The sequence below is a fragment of the Streptomyces armeniacus genome (assembly GCF_003355155.1).
In the GTDB taxonomy this organism is placed as follows: domain Bacteria; phylum Actinomycetota; class Actinomycetes; order Streptomycetales; family Streptomycetaceae; genus Streptomyces; species Streptomyces armeniacus.
The window spans coordinates 2,912,502-2,929,650 of the sequence record NZ_CP031320.1; the positions used below are offsets into that span (position 1 = coordinate 2,912,502).

Genomic DNA, 17,149 nt, shown 5'->3' on the forward strand with positions numbered 1-17,149 from the left:
CGGAAAATCGGACATATCGCGCTATCGTGCTCGCGTGTGCTGTCCACGCGTTCCCCGACGCCAGCGATGATCCAGGCCATCGGACTCACCAGTGTGCCCCGGCGGCACGAGCGGCCGCGCGTCGACGACCTCACATTCGAGGCGCGCCCCGGCCGTGTCACCGCCCTGCTCGGACCCCAGGGCGCGGGCAAGACGACCGCGCTGCGGCTGATCCTGCGGCTCGACAGCGGACGTGGCGTGGCACTCCTCCGCGGGCGGCCGCTGTACCGCGTCCCGTGCCCGGTGCGCGAAGTCGGCGTGCTGCTCGGGGATGTTCCCGGGCATCCGGCCCGAACTGCCAGGGGACACCTGCGGATGCTCGCCGCGGTCGCCGGCGTCCCGGCCGAGCGGGCGGACGACCTGCTCGACCTCGTCGGCCTCAGCGGCCTCGCCCACGAGCCGCTGGGCAACTTCTCGCTGGGGATGGACCGTCGGCTCGGCGTGGCGGCCGCCCTGCTGGGAGACCCGCACACGCTGGTGCTGGACGAACCGTCGCAGGGGCTGTCCCCGCGCGAGGCGAGCTGGCTGCACGGTCTGCTGCGCGAGTACGCGGACCAGGGCGGGGCGGTGCTCACCACCGTCCGGGACCCCCGGGAGGCGACGCGGATCGCGGACCGCGTGGTCACCATCGACAACGGCCGCCTGATCGCCGACCAGGAGACCGCCGAGTACGCACGCGCCAGGCTCCGCCCTCGCGTGGCCGTCAGCTCGCCGCACGCCGAGCGGCTCGCGATGCTGCTCTCGCGAGAGGCGCGCGCCGCGCTTCCGGCGGAAACAGAGAACAGTACGCACGACACGGTGGAAGTCGTCAGGGAAGGAGGTGCCCGGCTCTCGGTCTACGGCAGCAGTTGTGCGGCCGTCGGCGAGATCGCCTACCGCAACGGCATCCTCGTACACCGCCTCGCGGACGAGACGGCAGACGTCGGCGTCACCCTCGAGACGCCGCTGGCACGCGCCGACGGGCGCAAGGCCGGCGGTTCCCGTGACGTGGACGAGCCCCATAACGGCACCGGCCCCCGAGTGAACGCGGCCGCGACCGACGCCGACGCCGGCATCGGCAGCGCCGTCGCGGTGCCCGCCGGGACCGTTTACGGCGCCGGGACCGACACGACGCCCCGGCTGCCCGCCATTCCGCGGCCGGGGCCCGCCGCGCCGTTCCGCTACGAGCTGCACCGGATGTTCGGCCTGGGCGCCACCTGGTGGGCCATGGCCGCCGCGGTGCTCCTCGCGCTCGGCATGGCCGTCGCCCTGGTCGCCATGGAGAGCAGCCTGTATGGGCACGGGCCCGCGCACCCGCTGCCGCTGCTGGCGGGCTGGCCTCCCGGCCCGGCGTTCCTGCTGTCGCCCGCCGCGGTGGTGGCGGGAGTGCTCGGCGCGCTCGCGTACGGCCAGGAGTTCGCGTATCCGGCGCTGTCCCCCGCGAACACGCCCGTGCCGCGCAGCCCCGGACTGTTCGGAGCCAAGCTCGCCGTCTCGGCCGCGACCGCCGCCGCCCTCGTCGCCGTCACTGCCACCGTCAACGCACTTGTGCTCAGCCTGCTGTTCGGCGGCGACGTGCTGGCGGTCCCGGCCGGCGCACCGGCGCAGTCGGTCCAGGCGCTGTCCGCGCTCGCCGTCACCGTCGGCTGCGGCTGGGCGGGTCTGCTCGCGGCCGCGGTCTGCCGGTCGACGCTCGTGGGCCTCGCCGCGGTGCTCGCCGTCCCGATGCTGGTGGTGCCGTCCGTACGGGAGTTGTTCGCCGGTCCGTCCGGACGCGCTTTCGAGGGCTTCCCGGGCCGCCTCGAGCCGGCGTACTTCGTCTCCTGGCCGTCCGTCGTCGAGCGCGTGGCGCCCGCCTGTTGGCGCGTGCTCAGCCAACCCGTGGGCCAGGCAACGGTGTTGTCGGCGTTCGTGCTCCTCTGCGGTTATCTGCTAGTGGGACTTCGTGCCCGCGGGCGGCAACGTTCCGCCCCAGTGCCCAAGCCGCAGAAACGATCGAACACCGCGCCCTGAAGCCTGTTTCTTTCCGATAAGGCGTCAATTATGCGAAAGCCAGCGATCACCCTTTCGTGTGCTTTTCACCAAAGCCCTCAAGGCGGTCCTGGGGCCCGCCGACAAAGGTCTCGTGACTACCCTTGCGCACTCCACGATGACCGCGGCTCGCCCCCTCGAAGCCGGCCTCGTCGGCCCGGGCGAGCTGGACCGCTACGCGTACGCCGAGTCCTCCGGTTCGGCACGCACGACCACCAACATCCCGGCCTGGGAAGGCCCGGAGGCCGATATGGGCCGTGCCGGCCGGCGCGCCGCGGGCAGCCGGGGTCGCGGCCTGCACGGCCAACTCGTCCAGCAGCTCGGTCAGATGATCGTCTCCGGCGATCTGGGCGCCGACCGCCCCCTCGTCCCCGAAGAGATCGGCCAGCGCTTCGAGGTCTCCCGCACCGTCGTCCGTGAATCCCTCCGCGTCCTCGAGGCCAAGGGTCTCGTCAGCGCCCGCCCCAACGTCGGCACCCGCGTCCGCCCCGTCAGCGACTGGAACCTCCTCGACCCCGACATCATCGAGTGGCGCGCCTTCGGTCCCCAGCGTGAGGACCAGCGCCGCGAGCTCTGCGAACTCCGTTGGACGATCGAGCCGCTGGCCGCCGGCCTCGCGGCCGGCCGCTGCCGCGACGACGTGCAGCAGCGCCTCGCCGACATGGTCGGGATCATGGGCCAGGCCCTGGGCCAGGGCGACTCGCTGACGTTCTCGCGCGCCGACGCGGAGTTCCACACGCTGCTGCTGCAGTCCGGCGGGAACCGCATGCTCGAGCACCTGTCCGGGATCGTGTCGTCCGCACTGCAGGTCTCCGGCGGCCCGGCCAGCGGCTGCGTACGCCCCAGCGAGTCCGCCGTCGCCCAGCACCGGCAGATCGTCGAGGCGGTGGCCTCCGGTGAGTCGGCCACCGCGGAGGGCGCGATGCGCCAGCTGCTCGCGGCGCACGTGGAGGCCCCGCCCACCGCGGGTCAGCCCGGAGTCGCGGGCGGCGCGGCCGGAGCCGGCGGTGCTGATCACGTGGTGCCCGCTCCGCGCGAGCACTGAGCGTTCCGCAGCGGTGCCGGCAGCGCCGTCGGGAATCCGGCGGCGCTGCCGCATGTAAGGAGCCGGTAAAAGATCCGGTTTCGCCCGACTCTCACCGTATACAGGCCGATACTGGGTGTGACTCGGGCCACGTGGATAGCACGTAACGCTTCGCGCCGCAGTGCGATGACTCAAGAGGTGACAGCCGTGAAAGGAATACGGAGGCCGTCCCGGCCGCTGTAGGACGTCCCGGCTCAGCCCGCGCCGTTGGTTCTTCTCCGCCGACGGTCCGCCATTTCCATCGTTCCGAGAGGTTGTTCGTGTCGGCCAGCACATCCCGTACGCTCCCTGCGGAGATCGCCGAGTCCGAGTCTGTGATGGCGCTCATCGAGCGGGGAAAGGCTGAGGGGCAGATCGCCGGCGACGACGTGCGTCGGGCCTTCGAGGCTGACCAGATTCCGCCAACCCAGTGGAAGAACGTTCTGCGCAGCCTCAACCAGATCCTCGACGAGGAGGGTGTGACGCTGATGGTGAGTGCCGCAGAGGCGCCCAAGCGCACCCGTAAGAGCGTCGCAGCGAAGACTCCGGCCAAGCGCACCGCCACCAAGACGGTTGCCGCGACGAAGGCCGCCACGGCCAAGAAACCCGCCCCGGTCACCGCCGAGAGCGATCCGGTACCGGCCGCGGGGGCCAACGGCGTTCAGGAGTCCGCCGCCGCGGAGCCGGCCACGGATGTGGACGCGCCCGCCAAGAAGTCCGCCGCGAAGAAGGCCGCGCCCGCGAAGAAGGCAGCGGCGAAGAAGACGGCCAAGAAGGCCGCCGCGCCCGCGAAGAAGACGGCCGCCACCACGAAGAAGTCCGTCGTCGACGAGCTGCTCGAGGGCGACGAGGAGGCGCCGGAGGAGCCGTTGGTGGGCAAGCCCGGCAAGCCCGGTGCCCAGGACGGCCCGGCCGCCGAGGCCAAGAACGAGAACGAGGGCTTCGTCCTCTCCGACGACGACGAGGACGACGCACCGGCCCAGCAGGTCGCCGCCGCGGGCGCCACCGCCGACCCGGTCAAGGACTACCTCAAGCAGATCGGCAAGGTTCCGCTGCTCAACGCCGAGCAGGAAGTGGAGCTCGCCAAGCGCATCGAGGCGGGGCTGTTCGCGGAGGACAAGCTCGCCGCGGCCGACAAGCTCGCCCCGAAGCTCCAGCGCGAGCTGGAGATCATCGCCGAGGACGGCCGCCGCGCCAAGAACCACCTGCTGGAGGCCAACCTCCGGCTCGTGGTCTCGCTGGCGAAGCGCTACACCGGACGCGGCATGCTGTTCCTGGACCTGATCCAGGAGGGCAACCTCGGTCTGATCCGCGCGGTCGAGAAGTTCGACTACACCAAGGGCTACAAGTTCTCGACCTACGCGACGTGGTGGATCCGCCAGGCCATCACCCGCGCCATGGCCGACCAGGCGCGCACCATCCGTATCCCGGTGCACATGGTCGAGGTCATCAACAAGCTCGCGCGCGTCCAGCGCCAGATGCTCCAGGACCTGGGCCGCGAGCCCACTCCGGAGGAGCTGGCCAAGGAGCTGGACATGACGCCCGAGAAGGTCGTCGAGGTGCAGAAGTACGGCCGTGAGCCGATCTCGCTGCACACTCCGCTGGGTGAGGACGGGGACAGCGAGTTCGGTGACCTCATCGAGGACTCCGAGGCCGTCGTCCCGGCCGACGCCGTGAGCTTCACGCTCCTCCAGGAGCAGCTGCACTCCGTGCTCGACACGCTCAGCGAGCGTGAGGCCGGGGTGGTCTCGATGCGGTTCGGCCTCACCGACGGCCAGCCCAAGACGCTGGACGAGATCGGCAAGGTCTACGGCGTGACCCGCGAGCGAATCCGCCAGATCGAGTCGAAGACGATGTCGAAGCTCCGCCACCCGTCGCGTTCCCAGGTCCTCCGGGACTACCTGGACTGAGCGCCGCGGCGCACGCCGCACGGCGTACGAGGGCCGGCACCCGCCGCGGGTGCCGGCCCTTGCGTGTGTCCGGGGCCGCGGAGAGAGCCGGGAACGGGGGCCGCCGTTCGAGATGCGGAGTGCCGCTGCGGGGGTGACCCTGGGTGGTCACGTGCTCTCGTACGGACAGGAGACCGCATGCGCCCTCGCCCATTCCGTTCCCGCCGCCCGCTCGCGTGTCTGATACCCCTGCTGCTCACCGCCCTGGTGGCGGCGGGGGCACCGGAGAAGGACCGGGTGGTCGTGGGGGGCCAGCCGGTCGAAGCCGCCGAGCATCCCTGGGTCGTGGCCCTGGCCAGCCGCGACCGCTTCGGCGAGGAACGTTCAGGCCAGTTCTGCGGCGGGGCCGTCGTCGGCACCCGTACGGTCGTCACCGCGGCGCACTGCCTCAGCCGCGAGGTGCTGGGCACCGACCGCGCCAAGATCCGCGATCTGCGGGTGGTCTCCGGCCGCGGCGACCTCACCGGCGACGCCGGGCGGGAGACGGCACCGGCGCGGGTGTGGGTCAACCCGGACTACGACGCCCGTACGAACGCGGGCGACATCGCCGTCATCACGCTCGCCGAGCCGCTCCCGGAGTCGTACGTGATCGGCGTCGCGGGCCCCGGCGACGCCGCGTACAAGCCGGGCACCCCGGCCACCGTGTACGGCTGGGGGGACACGCAGGGGAACGGCAGCTACGCCTCCCGGCTGCTCGCCGCAGAGGTGGACGTGCTGGCGGACACGGTCTGTGAGAGCGCCTATCCGGGCAGCGCCGACGGCACGTTCCAGGCGGAGTCGATGGTGTGCGCCGGGCTCACCGGCGGCGGCCGCGACGCGTGTCAGGGCGACAGCGGCGGGCCGCTGGTCGCGCGGGGGCGGCTGGTGGGGCTGGTGTCGTGGGGGACGGGCTGCGGCGAGACGGGCCGGCCCGGCGTCTACACGCGGATGTCCGACGCGCTGCCGCTCGTCAGGGAACACGGGTCCGTCGGGAAGTCCGGGTCGGTGAAGGAACGCGGTTCCGTCGGGGAGTACGGGGGTGACGCGCCGTAACCAGGCCGGTCCGGCGGGCGCCGCCCGTGGTGGGTGGTCGGTCGGTGATCGGACGCAGACACGGCGACGGGCGGCCTGCCCGGGGTTCCGGGGTGGCCGCCCGCCGCTCCGGCCCTGGGCCGGTCCGAGCTCGTCGGATGGGACGTGCTGCGTCGGGTCAGACGGTCATCGGCCGTCGTCGTCCGCTGTGGCAGGAGTCGCGGTCAGCTTCTCCGTCTCGTCCTGTATCTCTGCGGCGATCTTCTTGAGTTCTGGCTCGAACTTGCGGCCGTGGTGGGCGCAGAACAGCAGCTCTCCGCCGCTGAGGAGCACGACGCGCAGGTACGCCTGTGCGTTGCAGCGGTCGCAGCGGTCAGCGGCCGTCAGCGGGGTCGCGGGTGTCAGAACAGTAGTCACGTCGCCTCTTCTCTAGCTCGACGAGCTGTCGTACCAGGGTCAACATCCAACCAGGCCGAAAACGTTCCCGCTCTGGGCTTCCCCGTGGAGATTTCACTCTGGGAGAACTCTCCGCGGAATGGCCGATGCTGCCGGTGGCGGCGAATGAGCCGTTTTACGTCGGTTGCTTGCTGTTCACGTTGTCTGGCGGTTGTTGTCTGGTTGTCGATCCCCGAACCGGCTACCGGTTCGTTCATGAGGACGTGCCCGGAGCCTAAATGGTTCATGCCTCAAAGGGAACGTGATGTACCTGTCACGCCCACGTGTTTTCGAACGTACATGCGAGACTGCGGTAGGATTGAGCGCCCTTGCACACGTGCTGTCCTGGGCATCGGTACTCTCTGACGGCAACACAGCCACCACGAAATCAGAATTCAGCGAGGAGCGAACCGCGTGACCGCCGAGACGTCCGTGCCGTCGTCCACCGCCCTGCTGTCCGGAGCAGACCGGGACGGCGGCTCCAACTACACCGCTCGGCACCTGCTGGTCCTCGAGGGACTCGAGGCGGTGCGGAAGCGCCCGGGCATGTACATCGGCTCGACCGACAGCCGTGGCCTGCTGCACTGCCTCTGGGAGATCATCGACAACGCCGTCGACGAAGCCCTCGGCGGCCACTGCGACCGCATCGACGTGACCCTGCACGAGGACGGCTCGGTCGAGGTCCGCGACAACGGGCGCGGCATCCCCGTCGACGTCGAGCCCAAGACGGGGCTGTCCGGCATCGAGGTCGTGATGACCAAGCTGCACGCGGGCGGGAAGTTCGGCGGCGGCTCGTACGCCGCCTCCGGCGGTCTGCACGGCGTCGGCGCCTCCGTGGTCAACGCGCTGTCCTCGCGGCTCGACGTCGAGGTGGACCGGAACAGCCGTACGCACGCCATCAGCTTCCGGCGCGGCGTCCCCGGCATCTTCACGGAGTCCGGCCCGGACGCGCCGTTCGACCCGTCCAGCGGGCTCCTCAAGGGCAAGAAGGTGCCGAAGAACCGCACCGGCACCCGCGTCCGGTACTGGGCGGACCGGCAGATCTTCCTCAAGGACGCCCGCCTCTCGCTGGAGACGCTGCACGCGCGGGCCCGCCAGACCGCGTTCCTGGTGCCGGGGCTGACCCTCGTCGTACGGGACGAGCGCGGCCTGGAGGGCGCCCCGGTGTCCGAGGAGGTCTTCCGCTACGACGGCGGTATCAGCGAGTTCTGCGAGTACCTGGCGCCGGACAAGCCGGCGTGCGACGTGCTGCGGCTGCAGGGCTCGGGCACGTTCAAGGAGACCGTGCCGGTGCTGGACGACCGCGGCCACATGATCCCGACCGAGGTGCAGCGCGAGCTGACGGTCGACATCGCGCTGCGCTGGGGGACCGGTTACGACACCACCGTGCGGTCGTTCGTCAACATCATCGCCACCCCGAAGGGCGGCACCCACGTGTCCGGCTTCGAGCGCTCGCTGACCAGGACCGTGAACGAGGTGCTGCGTTCGTCGAAGATGCTGCGCGTGGCCGAGGACGACATCGCGAAGGACGACGCCACGGAGGGCCTGACGGCGGTGGTGACCGTACGCCTCGCGGAGCCGCAGTTCGAGGGGCAGACCAAGGAGGTGCTGGGCACCTCGGCCGCGTCGCGGATCGTGGCGCAGGTGGTCGGCAAGGAGCTCAAGGCGTTCCTGACGTCCACGAAGCGGGACGCGAAGCAGCAGGCGCGTTCGGTGCTGGACAAGGTCGTCGCCGCGGCCCGTACGAGGATCGCGGCGCGGCAGCACAAGGAGGCGCAGCGGCGCAAGACCGCGCTGGAGTCCTCCGCGCTGCCCGCGAAGCTCGCTGACTGCCGCAGCGACGAGGTGGACCGTACGGAGCTGTTCATCGTGGAGGGCGACTCGGCGCTGGGCACCGCGAAGGTCGCGCGGAACTCGGAGTTCCAGGCGCTGCTGCCGATCCGCGGCAAGATCCTCAACGTTCAGAAGTCCTCCGTCTCGGACATGCTCAAGAACGCCGAGTGCGGCTCGATCATCCAGGTCATAGGAGCCGGTTCCGGGCGGACCTTCGACATCGACCAGGCCCGCTACGGCAAGGTGATCTTCCTCGCCGACGCGGACGTCGACGGCGCGCACATCCGCTGCCTGCTGCTCACGCTCTTCCAGCGCTACATGCGTCCGATGGTCGAGCAGGGCCGGGTGTTCTCGGCGGTGCCGCCGCTGCACCGCGTGGAGCTGACGCATCCGAAGAAGGGCCAGGACAAGTACGTCTACACGTACTCCGACAACGAGCTGCGCCAGACCCTGCTGGAGCTGGAACGCACCGGTGTCCGCTACAAGGACTCCATCCAGCGCTACAAGGGCCTCGGCGAGATGGACGCCGACCAGCTCGCGGAGACCACCATGGACCCGCGGCACCGCACCCTGCGGCGGATCAACATCAGTGATCTGGAGGCCGCGGAGGAGGCGTTCAGCCTGCTGATGGGGAACGATGTCGCGCCGCGGCGGGAGTTCATCACCGGCTCGGCGGCGACGCTGGACCGGTCCCGTATCGACGTCTGAGCTCCACCCGCGGGTGGAGCCGCGCTCCGGTGCGCCCCGGCGGAATCCACCCGCGGCCCCACCCTGGAGCCGATCCGCCGGCGTGCCGTGCTCCGTAGCGTCGAGGGCGTTCGGAAGTCCCTCGGCCGACGGAGGCGGGTGTCATGGGTGGTGTGCCTGACGGTGTGGTGATCGCCGGGATCATCGTGGTCGTACTGGTCGCGCAGCTGCGTCCGCAGCGCGTGGCCACGGAGGCGCGGGCGTGGTGGGTGCTGCCCGCGGTGCTCGTGGTGGCGACGGTGAGCGATGGCGGGCTGGTCGATCCGCGGCACCGTACGGTGTCCGTCTTCCTGCTGGCCGCCTCGGTGCTGGCCGGTGCCGCGACCGGGATGGCGTGGGCGTGGACGACGCGGGTGTGGGAGGACGACAGTGGTGCGTACTGGGCCCAGGGCCGGCTGACCACGCTCGGTGTCTGGGCCGGCGCCCTGCTGGTACGCGGGGCGCTGCACGGGCTGGCGCTGCTCGCCGGCGTGCACCAGGGGAGCGCGGCGACCACGCTGGCACTCGCGGCGGCGCTGCTCACGCGCAGTGCCGTGGTGGTGCTGCGTACGGACGGGCCCGGCGCGCTCGTACGGGCGGTGCACGAGGACGCGCACGACTGCGGGCACGGTGGCGGCTGCGGGCACGGCCCGGACCGGGACCGGGACCTGTACGGGCACGCCGCGGGACATGCCGCAGGTCACCCCGCAGGTCACCCCGCAGGTCACGGCGGCGTACACGGGAAGGGGCGCACGACCCGGTGAACCGATGGCTGGCATGGCCCCTGCGTGAGGCCCTGTCCGGCGAGGGCGTGCCCCGCGCGCGCCGCGTACTCGACGGGCTGGCCTGGACAGGACTGGGCGCGTGGCTTGTCTGGCGGGCCGTGCGGGAGGGGTCGTTCGGCGGCTGGGGCCTGGCGGCCCTGACCGCCGGCGCCGTCTGCGTGGCCGCCGCGATGGCGGGCTTCCACGTCGCGACCGTACGGCACCGGCTGCTGCCCGCGCTCGGCCTGCTGCTGGTGATCTCCGCGGCCGGTGCGGGCGTGCTGGCGGCCGGGGCCGAGACCCCCGGGCTGGCGCTGTGGATCGTGGCCGCGGGGCTGGCGATGCGGCGGCTGCCGTTCGCCGCCGCGCTGCCCGCGGCCGTACTGCCGCTGGGCGGCTACGCGCTCAGCGGGCGGGGCGAGTTGACGGAGTCGGCGGTGATCCTCGCCATCACGCTGCTGTCCGGCTACACGATCCGGCTGGACGCGGAGGCGCGCGGCACCGGCTTCCGGCTGCTGGCGCAGGAGCGCGCCGCGCGTACGGCGGAGGCCGAGTCGGCCGCGCTGGCCGAACGGGCGCGCATCGCACGGGAGATCCACGACATCCTGGCGCACAGTCTGAGCGCCCAGCTGGTGCACCTGGAGGCCGCGCGGCTGCTGATCGAGCGCGGCGGGGAGCCGGACGCGGTGCTCGAACGCGTCGTGGTCGCCCGGGGGATGGCCCGTGAGGGCCTTGCGGAGACCCGTCAGGCGCTCTCCGCGCTGCGCGGCGAGATGGTCCCCGTGGAGGACTTCCTGCGGACGGTGGCGGCCACTGAGGGCGCCGCTCTGGAGGTGACGGGGGAGTCGCGCGCGCTGCCCGCCGAGGCCGGGCTGGCGGTGCGCAGGGTGGTGCAGGAGGCGCTCACGAACGCGCGCAAGCACGCCCCGGGCGCGCGGGTGTCCGTACGGCTGGACTACCTCGACGGGGACGAGGGGGACGAGGTGGCCCTCGAGGTACGGGACTCGGGCGGCGGCCCGGCGCCGGGCGAGCTGGCGGCGACCGGCGCCGGGTACGGTCTGGTGGGGATGCGGGAGCGCGCCGAACTGCTCGGCGGCACGCTGGAGTCGGGCCCGTACGAAGGCCCGGACGGGAGGGGCTTCGCGGTGCGGCTGAGGGTGCCCGTATGACCGGGCGGACGGAACGTACGGGCCCGGCGCGGGTGCTGGTCGCAGAGGACCAGACCGTGGTGCGTGAGGGGCTGGTGATGATGCTGGGGCTGCTGCCCGGCATCGAGGTCGTCGGGTCGGCGGCGGACGGCGAGGAGGCCGTACGGCTCGTCGGTGAACTCGCCCCGGACGTGGTGCTGATGGACCTGCGGATGCCGCGCTGCGACGGGGTGGAGGCGACGCGGCACGTGCGTACGGAGCATCCCGGGACGCAGGTCGTGGTGCTCACCACGTACGACGATGACGACTCGCTCTTCCCCGCGCTGCGGGCCGGCGCGCGCGGCTATCTGACGAAGGACGCCGACGCGGACGCGATCGTACGGGCTGTCGGCGCCGTGCTGTCCGGCGAGGCCGGGCTCGCGGCCTCCGTGCAGGCGCGGCTGCTGGACCGGCTGGCTGGCGGGGCGCCGCGGGAGGAGGCGCGGAGCGAGGATGCGGGGGGCGCGCGGCAGGGGCAACGCGCCGGGCATCCGGACGGGTTGACGGAACGCGAGGCGGAGGTGCTCACGCTCGTCGCGGAAGGGCTGAGCAACCAGGAGGTCGCCCGCGCGCTGCACATCAGCACCGCGACCGTGAAGACGCACATCAACAACCTCTTCGCCAAGACCGGGGTGCGGGACAGGGCGCAGGCGGTGCGGTACGCGTACCGGCACGGCATTGTCACCTGAACGAGTGGTGCGGGCCGTATTGCCCCCTCTGCGCTCCTGTGTCCGTGTCCATCCTTGGACATGCCCATCGACGATCCCTGGCACGACGATCTCGCCTCCGGCCGGGCGGAGGAACCCCGGCCGGCCGCCGTATCCGGTGCGCCCGCGCCCGGCCCGACCGGCCCGCCCGGCGCTCGGCGTGCGGACGGCTGCAGGAACGATCCACCGGAGCGCGGCCCCGAGGCGACCGCCGCCGTCTACCTCACCGTGCAGCGCAGCGCCGCCTTCCAGCGCGTACGCGGGCGCTACCGGCGCTTCGTGCTGCCCGCCACGGTGGCGTTCCTCGGCTGGTACCTCGCCTACGTCGTCGTGGCGACCGCCGCCCCCGGCCTGATGGCCCGCCCGGTGGCCGGGGTGCTGAACGTGGGGATGGTCGCGGGCCTCGCGCAGTTCGCCACCACGTTCCTGCTCACGTGGGCGTACGTGCGGCACGCCCGGCGGCACCGCGACCGGGCCGCGCTCGAACTGCGCTGGGAGACCCAGGACATGACGCGCGGCGCCGCGGCGGCCCCGGTCGCGGGAGCCGCACCGGGGGCGTCCACGGCCGCGGAGGATGCCGTTCCGGAGCACGCCGCCCCCGAGCACCCGGCCCCCGAGCACGCCGCCCCGCAGGACGCCGTACGGGAGCGGGAGTCCGTCCGTTGAACGGCAGCGGCAGCCACCAGACCCTCACGCTGCTCCTGTTCGCCGCGGTCGTCGCCGCCACGCTGGCCATCACGCGCTGGGCCGCGTCCCGGCGGCAGGGCTCCTCCGTGGAGTTCTACGCGGGCGGGCGGCTGTTCTCGCCCGTGGAGAACGGGTTCGCCCTCGCCGGCGACTACATGTCCGCGGCGTCCTTCCTCGGCATCTCCGGCCTCATCGCGCTGTACGGCTACGACGGAATGCTCTATTCCGTCGGCTTCCTCGTCGCCTGGCTCGTCGTCCTCCTGCTCGTCGCCGAACTCGTGCGCAACTGCGGCCGTTTCACCCTCGCCGACGTCGTCGCCGCGCGCATGCGCGAGCGGCCCGTACGGATCGCCGCGGGCGCCTCGTCCGTCACCGTCTCGGTGCTCTATCTCGTCGCGCAGATGGTCGGCGCGGGCACCCTCGTGGCGATGCTGTCCGTCGGTACGGGCGGTGCGGCGCGCAGCGTGGCGGTGATCGTGGTCGGCGTCCTCATGGTGGTCTGCGTCGCGTGCGGCGGGATGCGGGCGACGACGTGGATCCAGATCGTCAAGGCCGCGCTGCTGATGTGCTGCGCCGTGACCCTCACCGTGCTGGTGCTGGTGCGGTACTCGGGCGATCCCGGCGCGCTGCTCACCGGCGCCGCCGAACGCAGCGGCCACGGCCGCGACTTCCTCGCGCCCGGCCTCCGCTACGGCGGCGACTGGACCGCGCGGCTCGACTTCATCAGCCTGGGCGTCGCGCTCGTGCTGGGGACCGCGGGGCTGCCGCACATCCTGGCGCGCTTCTACACCGTGCCCACCGCGCCGGCCGCCCGGCGGTCCGTCGTCTGGTCCATCGGGCTGATCGGCGGCTTCTACCTCATGACCATCGTGCTCGGCTTCGGCGCCGCCGCGCTGGTCGGCCCGGACGCCGTACGCGGCTCCAACTCGGCGGGCAACACGGCGGTTCCGCTGCTCGCCGAGGAGCTGGGCGGAGGCGCCGGCTCCGCGGGCGGCTCGGCACTGCTCGCGGTCGTGGCGGCGGTCGCGTTCGCAACGATCCTGGCAGTTGTCGCCGGTGTCACGCTGGCCTCCTCGGCCGCCGTGTCGCACGACCTGTACGCATCGCTGAGCAAGCGGCGCGTCCGCGGCGAGGTCGCGGTCGGCCGCGCGGCGGCCGTCGGCACCGGCGCGGTCGCCATCGGGCTGGCGCTCCCGGCACAGAACCTCAACGTCGCGTTCCTGGTCGGGCTGGCCTTCGCTGTCGCCGCGTCCGCCAACCTGCCGGTCCTGCTGTACTCGCTGTTCTGGCGCCGCTTCACCACCAGGGGCGCCGTCTGGTCGGTGTACGGCGGGCTGGTGCCGGCCGTGCTGCTGGTCGTCCTCTCGCCGGTGGTGTCGGGCGGCGGGCGGTCGCTGTTCCCCGGCGTGGACTTCGCGGTGTTTCCACTCGAGAACCCCGGACTGGTCTCCATCCCGCTCGGATTCCTCGCGGGCTGGCTCGGCACGGTCACCTCGCGCGAACCGGCCGACCCGGCGCGGCACGCGGAGACGGAGGTACGGGCGCTCACGGGCGCGGGCGCGGCGTAGCCCGGCCGTACGGCCACGGGTCAAGGCGCGGGGGAAGCCGTACGGGAGGGGGCGTCCGCCCGGTCCGGCCCGTCGGCACCGTCCGCCGCGCCGTCCTCGGCCGGATCAGGACGGAGCGCGTCCGGCAGTACGACCGTGAACTCGGCGCCGCCGCCCGCCCCTTCGCCGACCCGCGCGCTGCCCCCGTGCCGCTCCGCAAGCCGCCGTACGAGCGCCAGCCCGAGGCCGCGCTTGCCGTGCGCGGGCGGCGGTTTGGTGGACCAGCCCTCGGCGAAGACGAGTTCGCGCTGCTCGTACGGGATGCCGGGCCCGCTGTCGCACACCCGCAGCCGCAGGCCGGTGCCGTCCGCGGAGGCGCCCGTACGGTCCGCGCCGTCCGCGCCCCCGGCGTGCTGCATGTCCCCGGTGTCCCCAGTGCCCTCCGTACCCTCCGCGCCGTCCGTGGCCTCCAGGGGCCGCAGCTCCAGCTCCACCCGTGCGTCCTGCGAACCGGCCGCCGCGTCCAGGGCGTTGTCGACGAGGTTGCCGACCATCGTGACCAGTTCGCGCGGGTCGACCAGCCGGTCCGGCAGCAGCGTGCCCGGGGCGACGGTCAGCGCGACGCCCCGCTCCGCGGCCACGGTCGCCTTGCCCACCAGGAGCGCGGCGAGGAGCGGGTCGCGTACCCGGCCGGTGATCTGCTCCGCGGTGGCGCGGTGCACGCCGACGGCGTCGGATACGTAGTCCACGGCGTCCTCGTACAGCCCGAGTTCGAGGAGGCCGAGCAGGACGTGCAGCCGGTTGGCGTGCTCGTGGTCCTGCGCGCGGAGGGCGTCGATCAGGCCGTGGGAGCTGTCCAGTTCGCGGCCCAGCAACTCCAGCTCGGTGCGGTCGCGGAGAGTGGCGACGGCACCGCCGTCGTCCGTGGGCATGCGGTTGGCGACCAGCACCCGGCTGCCGCGTACGGTCAGCAGATCCGCGCCGGTGACCCGGCCCGCGAGTACCTCGGTCGTACGGCCAGGGCCGAGGGCGTCCTCCAGTGGGCGGCCGGTGTCCTCCGGGCGGAGTTCGAGGAGGCGCTGGGCCTCGTCGTTGATCAGGCGGATGCGTTCCTTCCGGTCGAGCGCGACCACGCCCTCGCGGATGCCGTGCAGCATGGCCTCGCGCTCGGACAGCAGCGCGGAGATGTCGGAGAAGGCCAGGTCGTGCGTCTGCTTCTGGAGTCTCCGCGACACCACCAGCGCGGCCAGCGCACCGACTCCCAGCGCGCCCCCCGCGTACGCCAGCAGCTCGGGTACGGCGGCCAGAAGCTTGTCGTGCACGCTGTCGTAGCCGATGCCGACCGAGACGGCGCCGACCACCCGGCCGTGCTCGTCGCGCAGCGGAACCTTGCCGCGCGCGGATCGGCCCAGGGTGCCGACGTCGATGTGCCGCACCTCCCGTCCGGCCAGGGCCGGGCCGGGGTCGGTGGAGACGCGCTGCCCGATGCGGGCGGCGGTGGGGTGCGACCAGCGGATGCCGCGGGTGTCCAGCACGACCACGTAGCTCGCCCCGGACGCGTTCCGCACGCGCTGGGCGCGCTGCTGCACGGGGCCGTCCGGATCGGGTCCGGTGCCCGAGTCGAGGAGGTCGGCCAGGCCGGGCTGGACGGCGGTGGACTGCGCGATGGCCAGCGCGCGCTGGGTCGCCCGGTTGTCGAACTCGGCACTGAGCGGCGCCAGGAACAACCCGGTGGCGAGCGCGGTCACGCCGGTGGCGATGGCCAGCTGCATGAGCAGCACCTGCGAGAAGACCCGCTTCGGCCAGCCGAGGCGGAGGCGGGGGCGGCGCCGGGGCCGGGTCCGTATGTCCGTTCCGTTCACAGGCGGACGGTAGCCCGTACGGGCGCCGGCGTGGGGGCTCGTACGCCGCGGGTGGGGTGTTCCTACGGTACGGGTGCGGACGATCCCGCTGGTCCCGGGCTTTTCCGTAAGCAGCTTGCGTGTCTTGCGCTAATCTTGCGTGTATGACACGACGACTTGCTCAGGTGGCACAGAAGGTGGGCGTCAGCGAGGCCACGGTCAGCCGGGTGCTCAACGGGAAGCCGGGCGTCTCGGAGGCCACCCGGCAGGCCGTTCTCACGGCGCTGGACGTGCTCGGCTACGAGCGCCCCACGCAGCTGCGCGGTGAGCGCGGCCGCCTTGTCGGGCTGGTGCTGCCGGAGCTCCAGAACCCCATCTTCCCGGCCTTCGCCGAGGCGGTCGGCGGCGCGCTCGCGCAGCAGGGGCTGACCCCGGTGCTGTGCACGCAGACGCCCGGCGGCATCCAGGAGACCGACTACATCGACCTCCTGCTGCAGCAGCAGGTCTCCGGGGTGATCTTCGCGGGCGGGCTGTACGCGCAGGCCGACGCGCCGCACGACCACTACCAGCTGCTCGCCGACCGCCGGCTGCCGGTCGTCCTGATCAACGCGGCCATCGCCAAGCTCGGTTTCCCCTGCGTGTCCTGTGACGACGCCAGCGCCGTGGAGCAGGCGTGGCGGCACCTCGCCTCGCTCGGGCACGAGCGGATCGGCATGGTGCTCGGCCCGGCCGACCACGTGCCGTCCCGGCGCAAGCTGGACGCCGCGCGCGCGGTGGCGCGCGCCGGCGGCGGCCGGCTGCCGGACGAGTACGTGGCGCGGGCGATGTACTCGCTGGAGGGCGGCCAGGCCGCCACCACGCGGCTGCTGGAGCGCGGGGTCACCGGGGTGATCTGCGCGAGCGACCCGATCGCGCTGGGAGCGGTGCGGGCGGCGCGGCGGCGCGGGCTGGAGGTGCCCCGCGACCTGTCGGTCATCGGCTACGACGACTCGGCGCTGATGACGTGCGTAGACCCGCCGCTGAGCACCGTACGGCAGCCGATCGAGGCGATGGGGCGTGCCGCGGTGGACCTGCTGACGGCGCAGATCGCGGGCCGGGAGGTGGCGCGGGACGAGCTGCTGTTCGAGCCGGAGCTGGTCGTACGGGCGTCCACCGGGCCGGCGGCCGACGGCCCCGCGGACGGCGGCACGGACGGCGGCGGGGAGGGCTGAGCGGAGCCACGGCAACGAGCCGTCGGGCTCCGATGCCGTGGCTGTCAAAATTTTGCAGCTTGTGTTCTGGATATTGCGGATCCGTGTCGACGGTGGTTGAGTGTGCGCCACGCCACAGCAGCATGCCGTGGCGGTCACC

At 72.6% G+C, this 17,149-nt stretch carries 12 protein-coding genes and 1 pseudogene; 11 read left to right on the forward strand and 2 right to left on the reverse strand.

What is annotated here, in order from left to right:
• The first annotated feature begins 66 nt into the window (after positions 1 to 66).
• The 4 genes from DVA86_RS12640 to DVA86_RS12655 all read left to right on the forward strand — a co-directional run bounded on the left by DVA86_RS12640 (position 67) and on the right by DVA86_RS12655 (position 6,093).
• Complete coding sequence (locus DVA86_RS12640) at positions 67 to 2,031, forward strand: ABC transporter ATP-binding protein (RefSeq protein WP_208884642.1); 1,965 nt, start codon at positions 67 to 69, stop codon at positions 2,029 to 2,031.
• A 58-nt stretch (positions 2,032 to 2,089) separates the two neighbouring features.
• On the forward strand, positions 2,090 to 3,094 hold the full coding sequence (locus DVA86_RS12645; RefSeq protein WP_281279283.1) for a FadR/GntR family transcriptional regulator: 1,005 nt from the start codon (positions 2,090 to 2,092) through the stop codon (positions 3,092 to 3,094).
• A gap of 299 nt (positions 3,095 to 3,393) precedes the next feature.
• Positions 3,394 to 5,022, forward strand: a complete 1,629-nt coding sequence (locus DVA86_RS12650) for an RNA polymerase sigma factor (protein WP_208878212.1) — start codon at positions 3,394 to 3,396, stop codon at positions 5,020 to 5,022.
• A gap of 177 nt (positions 5,023 to 5,199) precedes the next feature.
• Complete coding sequence (locus DVA86_RS12655; RefSeq protein WP_208878213.1) at positions 5,200 to 6,093, forward strand: S1 family serine peptidase; 894 nt, start codon at positions 5,200 to 5,202, stop codon at positions 6,091 to 6,093.
• 165 nt (positions 6,094 to 6,258) lie between these two features.
• Here DVA86_RS12655 and DVA86_RS12660 read toward each other — a convergent pair whose 3' ends face one another.
• Positions 6,259 to 6,489 carry a DUF7455 domain-containing protein gene (locus DVA86_RS12660; protein WP_121519241.1) on the reverse strand — a complete coding sequence of 77 codons (231 nt, stop codon included), beginning with the start codon at positions 6,487 to 6,489 and terminating at the stop codon, positions 6,259 to 6,261.
• A 432-nt stretch (positions 6,490 to 6,921) separates the two neighbouring features.
• Between DVA86_RS12660 and DVA86_RS12665 the strand changes: the two genes are divergently transcribed.
• The 6 genes and pseudogenes from DVA86_RS12665 to DVA86_RS12690 all read left to right on the forward strand — a co-directional run bounded on the left by DVA86_RS12665 (position 6,922) and on the right by DVA86_RS12690 (position 13,979).
• Positions 6,922 to 9,048: a DNA gyrase/topoisomerase IV subunit B gene (locus DVA86_RS12665; RefSeq protein ID WP_208878215.1), complete on the forward strand. Its 2,127-nt coding sequence runs from the start codon at positions 6,922 to 6,924 to the stop codon at positions 9,046 to 9,048.
• Between the two features lie 143 nt (positions 9,049 to 9,191).
• Positions 9,192 to 9,830, forward strand: a complete 639-nt coding sequence (locus DVA86_RS12670; protein WP_208878216.1) for a DUF1453 domain-containing protein — start codon at positions 9,192 to 9,194, stop codon at positions 9,828 to 9,830.
• Positions 9,827 to 10,999 (forward strand): sensor histidine kinase, encoded by a 1,173-nt coding sequence (locus DVA86_RS12675; RefSeq protein WP_245996526.1) that lies wholly within the window; start codon positions 9,827 to 9,829, stop codon positions 10,997 to 10,999. Before DVA86_RS12670 ends, DVA86_RS12675 begins: the two co-directional genes overlap by 4 nt.
• Positions 10,996 to 11,706 carry a response regulator transcription factor gene (locus tag DVA86_RS12680; protein ID WP_208878218.1) on the forward strand — a complete coding sequence of 237 codons (711 nt, stop codon included), beginning with the start codon at positions 10,996 to 10,998 and terminating at the stop codon, positions 11,704 to 11,706. The genes DVA86_RS12675 and DVA86_RS12680 overlap by 4 nt, the downstream gene beginning before the upstream one ends.
• Positions 11,707 to 11,766: 60 nt before the next feature.
• A pseudogene (locus DVA86_RS12685) lies at positions 11,767 to 12,243 on the forward strand (DUF485 domain-containing protein); the annotation flags it as partial.
• A gap of 143 nt (positions 12,244 to 12,386) precedes the next feature.
• Positions 12,387 to 13,979: a solute symporter family protein gene (locus DVA86_RS12690; RefSeq protein WP_208878222.1), complete on the forward strand. Its 1,593-nt coding sequence runs from the start codon at positions 12,387 to 12,389 to the stop codon at positions 13,977 to 13,979.
• 20 nt (positions 13,980 to 13,999) lie between these two features.
• On the opposite strand, the gene DVA86_RS12695 is transcribed toward DVA86_RS12690, so the two are convergent.
• Positions 14,000 to 15,730, reverse strand: a complete 1,731-nt coding sequence (locus tag DVA86_RS12695; RefSeq protein WP_208884646.1) for an ATP-binding protein — start codon at positions 15,728 to 15,730, stop codon at positions 14,000 to 14,002.
• A gap of 233 nt (positions 15,731 to 15,963) precedes the next feature.
• On the opposite strand from DVA86_RS12695, the gene DVA86_RS12700 reads away from it, so the two are divergent.
• Complete coding sequence (locus DVA86_RS12700) at positions 15,964 to 17,010, forward strand: LacI family DNA-binding transcriptional regulator (protein ID WP_208878224.1); 1,047 nt, start codon at positions 15,964 to 15,966, stop codon at positions 17,008 to 17,010.
• Positions 17,011 to 17,149: the final 139 nt, after the last annotated feature.

What these genes read in the sequence shown, in the direction of transcription:
- DVA86_RS12700 (WP_208878224.1), top strand. Translation starts at nt 15,964, where the DNA reads ATGACACGACGACTTGCTCAGGTGGCACAGAAGGTGGGCGTCAGCGAG.
- DVA86_RS12680 (WP_208878218.1), top strand. Translation starts at nt 10,996, where the DNA reads ATGACCGGGCGGACGGAACGTACGGGCCCGGCGCGGGTGCTGGTCGCA.
- DVA86_RS12670 (WP_208878216.1), top strand. Translation starts at nt 9,192, where the DNA reads ATGGGTGGTGTGCCTGACGGTGTGGTGATCGCCGGGATCATCGTGGTC.
- DVA86_RS12655 (WP_208878213.1), top strand. Translation starts at nt 5,200, where the DNA reads ATGCGCCCTCGCCCATTCCGTTCCCGCCGCCCGCTCGCGTGTCTGATA.
- DVA86_RS12695 (WP_208884646.1), bottom strand. Translation starts at nt 15,730, where the DNA reads ATGCAGCTGGCCATCGCCACCGGCGTGACCGCGCTCGCCACCGGGTTG.
- DVA86_RS12640 (WP_208884642.1), top strand. Translation starts at nt 67, where the DNA reads ATGATCCAGGCCATCGGACTCACCAGTGTGCCCCGGCGGCACGAGCGG.